Origin of the sequence: Trichocoleus sp. DQ-A1, from assembly GCF_039961955.1 — a bacterium.
Taxonomy (GTDB): domain Bacteria; phylum Cyanobacteriota; class Cyanobacteriia; order Cyanobacteriales; family FACHB-T130; genus FACHB-T130.
Window position 1 is genome coordinate 208,497 of the sequence record NZ_JAMPKE010000008.1, and the last position, 8,811, is coordinate 217,307.

Consider the following 8,811-nt stretch of genomic DNA (forward strand, 5'->3'; position numbering starts at 1 on the left):
ATAAAGAGTTGGTATAATTCAATCCCTTCACAATTACGACGGGAAGTTTACAAGCAGACTTTAACCGAAGATGATAAATACTACTCTTATTGCCTCAACAGGTGTCGAGAAAGTTGACGCGATCGCCTGCGAAATTATCGGCAAAATCGGGGAAAGTTTTCCAGGTCGCATTCGCGGCTATTATTTGGAAGGCAGTTATGCTAATGGTACTGCGGTAGCTACCAGCGATATCGATCTGCGCGTCGTTTTTAAGGGTAGCCTGACTTCTGACGAACGACAGGAATTCGCACAGGTAAGCGACGAGTGCCAGAAAATCACCTCGGTAGAACTGGGTATGACCGCAGACAGTGAAGAGGCGCTGTTTCGGATTGGTGCGGTTAGGTTCCAGAAAGGCACGCTTCTGATATATGGGGAAGACATTCGCCCTCTGGTTCCAATAAAGCCAATAGATAGCTATATCCTGGACAGTATGCACTTTCCATATCGGTTGTTGACGCGATCGCGTGGCAATCCGGAGGTGTTAACGTTTCCTCTCGACTATCCCGATCCGGACGGTGCGTTTTATGGTTGCGATCGCCGTCAGATGCGTGCGTCGGATGGAACGATTCACTACGGAACTAAAGATTTAGTGTTAAATTTCCTTTGTCCGGCGACAGCACTCATCGCTCTAGATGCCGGACAATATGTGGTAACGAAGCGCGAATGTGTTATCCAGTACCGCAAATGGATTAATGACGAGTGGACGGCGCTTGTAGAAGACATTTACGAGCAATGCCGCAATCATTGGAATTATCGGGTGCCGGAAGCAGAAGCAGATCGAAAGCAACTGAGGGAATTTTGTAAAAGCGCTTTGGCTTTCGAGAACTATTTTCTTTGGCGCTACAAAGCGTTTTTGCTTGCCGAGTTGCAGCATCCAGAGGAGTTTCGCCAGTTGTATGCTGTGAAACGGTTGGGACAAATTATCTATCCTGACCAAGCGGTGAAGTTGGCTTTAGAAAATCTAAAAAAGAGCAATTCTCCAGAAATTCAGCTGACAGTTGATGCCACCTTACAAAGATATCTCTCGATCTCAGGTTAAGCCAAAAACCAGAAAATCAACACTCAAGTTACATCTAAAAACTAGGTTGCGATAAGATACGTTTCATGACTGCTCAAGCTACGTTAAATACAAGTAGGTTAGTGTTGCGTCCGCTCACTTTTGAGGATGCTCTATCCATCCAGACATTTGCTAGCGTTCGTGAACTCGCTGATGCCATGATTTCCATTCCTCATCCCTACCCTAATGGTGAAGCTGAGCGATACATCTCTAAGCAACTTGCAGAGTTTGAAGCGGGTCATTCTGTCACATTGGCGATTGAGAGTAAATCTGAGAGTGTGTTTAGCGGAATTATCGAGGTTCGAGATATTGAACGGGAGCATTCTCAGGCTGAACTGAGTTTTTGGTTAGCAGTTGAAGCATGGGGACAAGGTTATATGAGTGAAGCATTGAAACCAGTGCTTCATTTCGGTTTTGAAGATTTATCTCTCAATAGGCTCTATGGCTATCACATGGTCAGAAATCCAGCTTCGGGAAAAGTATTTCAGAAAAACGGGTTTGTACAAGAAGGGGTGCTACGCCAGCGAGTGCGAAAGTCGGGAGTATTTGAGGATGTGGCGTTATGGGCAATTCTGCATAGAGATTGGCAAAATTCTCTAAAAATTATTGGTAAAGGATTTCACTCCACTTCACAAAAAGACTGATACAGATCCCCTTACAAAAGGGGCAAAGAGCAAATCCGGAGTGTATCGCTATTAAAGTGAATTTGTATGAGCCTATTTTAATTGACGTAGAGACGCGATTAATCGCGTCTCTACAATGCACGCGAGAAATAAGCCGTCTTACATGACTTCTTTATTTTTTGTTTTCACTCGCTCATACAACTCCTCCATCACTTCAATAAAAGAACTATCTTTCTTCCAAAAAGGCGGAAAGTCTCCCTGCTTTTTAATCAAAATTGCTGGCAAACTTGCCAGCGATGCCATTTCAACAGTTTGAGGCAGTCGCTTCGTCCCCAGCCAAAATTCTCTGGGATTTATCTTCTCAGTAACGGGGACTTTTTCCAGTGGGGTGTAGTAAGACGCGGAGGATTCTAAAGGGATTTCTTTTGCCGTAAGTTCAGTGGATAAAACCTCTCCTAAAGGAGATTTTGCCAGTTCCGCTTGCAGTGCCTCTTTAGATAAACCTCTGAGTTCAAACAAGAGAAACGGATTGTGGTCTAGTTGGGACGCTACCAAGTAGTAGACACCCGCGATGTGTTTGCAGGGATTGGCGTAATCTGGACAAGAACAATTGGTTTTAAAATCTTTGCGATTGTGGGGGAGAAGATGCAATCCTAGGTCAGAAAAAGCATCTTCAATATTATCGGGAACTTCATTCATCAATAGCTTGGAGACAAAGCTAGCTTTTGATGAAAGGTGTTTAATCGCCTTCGACCAACTGGATTTATCAATCGGTGTAATTTCAATATTGATAATATAGGTTGGCTCTTTATAAACTCCAAAATAGGGATTCACTGAACCTTTGACAACAGCATTAATTTCATTCTGGTCAATTTTGTAGTGGAGGACTTTCCCCCCATTCGCATAGGAACGTCCTCGTCCTAATCTCGCAGGATCGGTAAAAGCTTCTAAGGCTTGAATGAAGCGTTTTCCCCACCAGGTACGGCTAAATTGAGCCATGATTACTCCAAGATTGCAGCTTTGTTCAGTGAAATCAGTTGTTTAAAGGCTTCGTTATCAAGTTCTGTCAGCCAAGCTTCATCGGTACCGACAACAGCAGAAGACAGCTTTTTCTTATCTTCAATCATTTTATCGATGCGTTCTTCCAAAGTCCCAATTGCAATAAATTTGTGAACAAATACATTTTTATTCTGACCAATCCGAAAAGCTCTATCTGTCGCCTGATCTTCAACGGCGGGGTTCCACCAGCGGTCAAAGTGAAAGACGTGATTTGCTTTCGTTAGCGTAATGCCAACTCCGCCAGCTTTGAGAGAAAGAATAAACACCGATGGTTCAGTTTCTGGGTTTTGAAATTCGGTAATCATTTGTTCTCGCTTGTTGCGGTTGGTGCCTCCATGAAGGTAATAAGTGTTGTAGTGACAAGTATGCTTGAGGTATTTTTCTAAGGAGTCGCAGATTTCCTTGAATTGGCTAAAAATTAACAAACTTTCGCCTTCAGAAATGGCTTCCTCAACCATTTCTGCAAGACGGCTAAGTTTATGCGATCGCGCGGTTGAAAATTCGCTCCTATCTTGTAAAAATTGCGCTGGATGATTGCAGATTTGTTTCAGCCTCAGCAAGGTTGACAAAATTAACCCTTTGCGCTGAATGCCTTCGGAATCATTGATTTTTTCGCTCACATCTTTGACGACAGCCTCATAAAGAGAAGCTTGTTCTTTTGTCAAATTGCAATATAATTTTTGTTCGACTTTATCCGGTAGATCGTTAATAATTGATTGGTCGGTCTTGACTCGACGTAAAATAAAAGGTTCTACCAATTTCTTCAAAATCGTAGACTTCACCCGATTATTGTCTTTCTGAATCGGAATCTCAAAACCCTTACGAAATTGTGCTTCTTTACCTAAATAGCCAGGATTCAGAAAGTTAAAAATCGACCATAAATCCAGTAATCTATTTTCTACGGGTGTTCCGGTTAATGCTAGCCGATGGTTAGCGGTCAATTTTAAAATTGCCTTAGTTTGAGCAGCTTTAGGATTTTTGATATTTTGCGCTTCATCCACTACCACTCGATGCCATTTCAGACTATGCAAAAGTTTTTCATCTTTTCGAGCCAAAGTAAACGATGTAATCACGACATCATGCTTAAGGCAAGCTTCTTTAAAATCAGCGACTTGTTGAATGCGGCTAGTGCCATGATGCACCATTGCTTGTAGATGAGGCGCAAATTTTTCGATTTCTTTTTGCCAATTTCCGACAACTGATGTCGGTGCAATTAATAAAGTTGGTAAAACTGAATTTGTCGATTCTTTTTCATTCACCAGCCGAGCAATTACTTGAACCGACTTACCTAATCCCATATCATCAGCAAGACAACCATTTAGACCGAGCGTTTCTAAATATTGCAACCAGGACACGCCGCGTTTTTGGTATTCGCGTAAATTTCCCTGCAACTTCGGCGGATTTTGAACCGGCTCTAGTCTACTTTTATCCTCCAATTTCGCCATCATTTCTGACAATGTCTGGTCATGCTCGACTTCAATATCATCCTCCGCTGCTGCGGCTAATTTCATGAAATCTAACAAAGTCATTTCTGGCTGTTCTTTAGCCTGAGATTGCCAGAATTCCAACATCTGCTGCATCTTTTCTTGGTCTAGTTCTATCCACTGACCGCGAAATTGCACCAGCGGCGTTTTAGCTTTGACGAGTTGCTGCCATTCTTTTTGAGTAACCGGCTGACCGCCAATTGATAGCTCGTATTGATACTCAACAATCGCGTCTAAATTAAAGTATCCTTTGTTAGCAGCTTTGGATTTACCAACGCTTCGAGAAGACGTTTTCAGCCGAATTCTAGCTTTCCGACGACCATCCGGCGTCCACCAGGCGGGAACGATGACTTTGTAACCGGAATCTTCTAATACCCAGGCGCTTTCTTTGAGAAATTCAAAGGCTTCTTGCAGATTAAGTTGCAACCCGATTGGCTGGTCAGTTTCTAATCCCTGCCACAGTTTAGGATACATCCGCGCTGCATATCCCAAATTCAAAAGCAGATTATTTTCAAAATCTTTGCCAAAGTATTTTTGAATATCTTTTTTACTTTTCTGATTCAGCCGCCAATAATCCCCTAAAGAAAGTTTTAAGGATGGATCTTGTTTGGAGTTAGCCAAGAAAACAATTTGCCAGTTATCTGTTTCAGAGTTAGCTTCTTTTAACTGAAAGCAGAGGTCAAAATTCCCTGTATTTTGGCTGCGGGTTAGTTTAGCTTTCCAGGCATACCACTGCTTGTATTCTTCTAAAGCTTTTTCGGTAGTTTGCGGGTTTTTGCTGTCCGGATAGAAACAATCATAAAGGATGGTATCTGTAATCTGCTGATCGAATTTAGCAGTCGAGGGAGTATGGGTGACAATTTCATGCAACAGACATTCAGAAAAGTGACGGAGTAAGCTTTCTTTAGAAAAAAATTCTACTGTTGTCCTGGGTACGGAAGAACCGGCAACGCAGACTAGAGGCATATAGTCTGCATATCTTTGAATTAAGGTTTCGTATTTTTCAGAAACAATTTCCCATCCTGAATAAATTTCAAAGGAATTAGCGGTTTGCTTGCGTTTTCCCTTGGTTACAGCAGGAAGTTCTCGATATTTGAGGCTGGGAATATATTGGTCTTTGAATATAATTTGTTTAAATGCTTGGGTATAGTGATACCAAAATAGGAGGTCTGAACCGATAATAATTTCACCAAAGTTATGTAAAGCCAAGAAGTGAATATCGTTAAGCAGTTTAATAACATTATTGACCTTGGCATAGCTATAACTGCCGGTTTTTACCCTAGCGTTAACTTCATAGGTATCAATTTCCCAGTCCGTAAATTCTTCATAGTCTTCGTTAACTTCTTCTTCCAAATATTTAATTAATTCAGGAGAAGGAAGAGGCTGGTTGTTCGCGGTGGGAAGAGCAATGTATTGAGTAGAAATATTCTCGCTAATCTTATGATAGGGTGCTGTGGCGATTCCCAGTTCATTGCTTAGAAAAGCTTCCAAGTCGTCTTTGGCAAGATGGCTGGGATGGCTGTTTTTTTGCGAGTTGCGGCGTTTTTTTAAAATTGGGGTTTCTACCCACAGGTAAAATGCACCTGTTTGTAGGAAATTAGCTTCTGCCTTAGGAATCCAAGTACCGTGGAGGATTTTCATAGGTAGATGCCTCAAGGAGAGTTTTCTCAAATTGTAGCGGGTTAAGGATGCGAACCTTTCGCAGAAGTCGTCCCTTGGGGACATTGCTTCTTATCTGTTGCAATTATTTAGCTATTTGCGTTCCTAGTGTCAAGTTTTCTAACTGGCTTCTGGATTAAAAAATGTAACGGTAAAAGTTAAAATCCGAGTAAAACAGAGCTTTCTACAAAAAACAAAGATTGGTCTTAGAAAGGCAGCCAATATGCTAAACGGTTAATTTCAGTTGTGGCTGAGACTTTTGGAGGGATTCATCCTCTTGTGAATAGGCTTGTACAGATAGCCGTCGTGGTTGCTGTATACACAGTTACAGCCCGGAACTTTCCCACCAGAGATAGATGTTAGCCATGCTAGTAGTTGCACCTACAGACTGACAGCGGTTCTACCGCTAGCACGACAACATTTAAATTGGCGATTGTTATTCTGATTAAGGAAAAAAACACCGGATGGGCGTTATGCCGCAGTGGCCCAGAATCGGACATCAAAGAAGAGCGACGTCAGATGTCCGAACGGTTTAAATAACAAAAGGCCTAGAAGGTGTGGAGTTTTTGTCGCTTCCTCCACTTTGTTACTACCGAGGGGAGGCGCAACCCTCCATCAGAGCGGTCTTAGGTAGTAAACGCTTGTGCTGTAACAACTCATTGTCTATGCAAAAAAGCCTTGACTCCTTTTGGAGTCAAGGCTTTTCTGTCTGATTATCTTATCTGCATCCTAAATGATTTGTGAAGGCGAGATCCGCGATTTCCAGACAGAAGTTGGGGATCTCAAGGGCTGGCTCATTACTCAAATAAAATTGCTATATCTGCGATCGCTATTGGCAATTTTCTGTATTTCTTCAGCAATTTATTTTTGCTACCCTCAGCCCCTTTTTAAAATCTGTAGGCACAGCAGGCTCCCCAAACCTCTCTCCGACCCGGTAGAGGGGTTTTGAAGAGGAAGGGACTGGGTTAGATTTGCCAGGGCTTTGAGCGAATTAGAAAAACTTGCACCTGGCGTGGCTTATCTGGGAACAGGTTCATAATTGGTTCCTTGCAACAATAATGAAACCAGCGGGGATGCCATGAGGGTAGTGATAATTGCCATAACGACCATGATGGTAAATAAGGTTGGAGTAATTACACCTTCCTCTAAACCAATGTTGAGGATAATTAACTCCATCAATCCTCGTGCGTTCATTAGCGCCCCAATGGTTGCGGACTCGCGCCAACTTTCACCTGCGAGTTTTGCTGCCAACATACAAGCTAGCCCTTTCCCTGCGATCGCTATCAGGATAATCAGTAATGCGATCGCCCAGAGTTGCGGCGTGTTGACTAACCCGATTTGCGTGTTCAGTCCGGAGAAAACGAAGAAAATCGGGAGCAAAAACGAAGTCGTCAAAAACTCCGTGTGGTGGCGCACTTGGTCGGCAAATTCGCCCCGTGGCATCACTGTGCCCAGAATAAACGCCCCAAACACCGCATAGATGCCTACCAAATCGGTAAACCACGCGCATACCATCAAAACGACTAAAACTAATGTCAGGGTTTGCATCGTCACGCCCTTCTCTTGCCGAGTCCGACGTGCGAAAAAGGTAAATGCCGGTCGTCCGACGAAAATCATCAACAACACATAGCCAAAACCCCCGCCAATCGCAAAAGCGGCAATACTGGCGCTGCCTTTAATGCTGGCGAGTACAATCGCCAGCAAACACCATGCCGTCGCATCATCGATCGAACCAGCTGCCAGTGCCAGCGTCCCGAAGCGGGTTTTGGCGATGCCGCGTTCGTATAGCATCCGGGCGAGCATCGGAAATGCTGTAATCGACATGGATGCGCCCAGATATAAGGCTGCTGCCGGACGAGTAATTCCAGGTTTGAAGAGTTCGCCATTGCCGTACAACAACAAAGCTGCGATCGCGCCTAAGATAAAAGGAGCCAAAATTCCTGCCCCAGATACCAAACCGGCACTCTTGACTCGGCGCTTGATCAAATCGGTATTAAACTCTAAGCCGATCAAGAACATATAAATGACCAACCCAATCTGGCTGATGGCAAAGAGAATCGACATCGATGGGTTGGGAATTTTCGTCGCCGCATCAATCACAATCGGGGCTTTGGGGAACAGCCATTGCTGCACATCAGGAAGCAGCAGACCAAACAGAGATGGCCCTAACATCACCCCCGCGATCATCTCGCAGACAACATCGGTTTGACCAAAATAGCGCCGCCCAATCATCGACACAATGCGACAAGTAGCGAGAATAACGGTTAGTTGCAGCAATAACTTTAAAACGAGATCAAAATTCGACATCCTATGCCTCTGGGTCGGGAGTGTTGCGATGTATCTAGGAGTAAAGTGCTGAGAGTTTATATAGAATCAGCGCTTACATCCCGATTTCCGTACCCAAACTTTTTTCAGCAAGTTTTTGCAATATAACCTAGAAAGTTGCTCTAGGAATCTAGGGAATATTGTTAATGTGAGAAAATTTCACACCCCATTAGAATGAATACAGCATCAGTAAGCGGCTGTAAGACTTTAACCTGCTAAGCGTGCGGCTTTCTATTCAGAAAATACACCTTTTGGTATTAGGATTGGTTTACTGAGTTCTTCTCCTTCTGCCGTTAGATGCCTTTTCTAACACGGCTAAATTAAGGAAACTCCTCATGTCAGTCCCCAAAGATCCTCTTCAGCCAATAAAAAATCGACTTCTTGCCGCTTTGCCTGACGAGGAGTACGAACGTCTGGTTCCCCATCTAGAACCCGTCTCGCTCCCACTCAATCAAGTCCTCTACGAACTTGGCGTACCAATTGAATACGTTTATTTTCCCCAACAGGGAATTGTTTCTTTACTCAGCGTGCTGGAAGATGGCTCGACTGTGGAAGCTGGAATGGT

The 8,811-nt window shown here is 43.5% G+C and carries 6 protein-coding genes and 1 pseudogene; 4 read left to right on the top strand and 3 right to left on the bottom strand.

Annotation, left to right across the window (positions count from 1 at the left end; all coding sequences use genetic code 11):
- Positions 1 to 70 precede the first annotated feature (70 nt).
- Positions 71 to 1,078, top strand: a complete 1,008-nt coding sequence (locus NDI33_RS10925) for a nucleotidyltransferase domain-containing protein (protein ID WP_190672400.1) — start codon at positions 71 to 73, stop codon at positions 1,076 to 1,078.
- Between the two features lie 65 nt (positions 1,079 to 1,143).
- The gene (locus NDI33_RS10930) at positions 1,144 to 1,740 is read left to right on the top strand and encodes a GNAT family N-acetyltransferase (protein WP_190672403.1); all 597 of its coding nucleotides are present in this window, start codon (positions 1,144 to 1,146) and stop codon (positions 1,738 to 1,740) included.
- Positions 1,741 to 1,878: 138 nt separating this feature from the next.
- Here NDI33_RS10930 and NDI33_RS10935 read toward each other — a convergent pair whose 3' ends face one another.
- Both NDI33_RS10935 and NDI33_RS10940 read right to left on the bottom strand, forming a co-directional pair.
- The gene (locus NDI33_RS10935) at positions 1,879 to 2,718 is read right to left on the bottom strand and encodes an SWIM zinc finger family protein (protein ID WP_190672406.1); all 840 of its coding nucleotides are present in this window, start codon (positions 2,716 to 2,718) and stop codon (positions 1,879 to 1,881) included.
- Positions 2,719 to 2,720: 2 nt separating this feature from the next.
- Positions 2,721 to 5,903, bottom strand: a complete 3,183-nt coding sequence (locus NDI33_RS10940; protein ID WP_190672409.1) for a DEAD/DEAH box helicase — start codon at positions 5,901 to 5,903, stop codon at positions 2,721 to 2,723.
- Between the two features lie 393 nt (positions 5,904 to 6,296).
- Here NDI33_RS10940 and NDI33_RS10945 point away from each other — a divergent pair, with 393 nt between their 5' ends.
- Positions 6,297 to 6,461, top strand: a complete 165-nt coding sequence (locus tag NDI33_RS10945) for a hypothetical protein (protein ID WP_190430771.1) — start codon at positions 6,297 to 6,299, stop codon at positions 6,459 to 6,461.
- 477 nt (positions 6,462 to 6,938) lie between these two features.
- Here NDI33_RS10945 and NDI33_RS10950 read toward each other — a convergent pair whose 3' ends face one another.
- Positions 6,939 to 8,228 carry a cation:proton antiporter gene (locus tag NDI33_RS10950; RefSeq protein WP_190672412.1) on the bottom strand — a complete coding sequence of 430 codons (1,290 nt, stop codon included), beginning with the start codon at positions 8,226 to 8,228 and terminating at the stop codon, positions 6,939 to 6,941.
- Between the two features lie 353 nt (positions 8,229 to 8,581).
- Here NDI33_RS10950 and NDI33_RS10955 point away from each other — a divergent pair.
- A pseudogene (locus tag NDI33_RS10955) lies at positions 8,582 to 8,811 on the top strand (Crp/Fnr family transcriptional regulator); the annotation flags it as partial.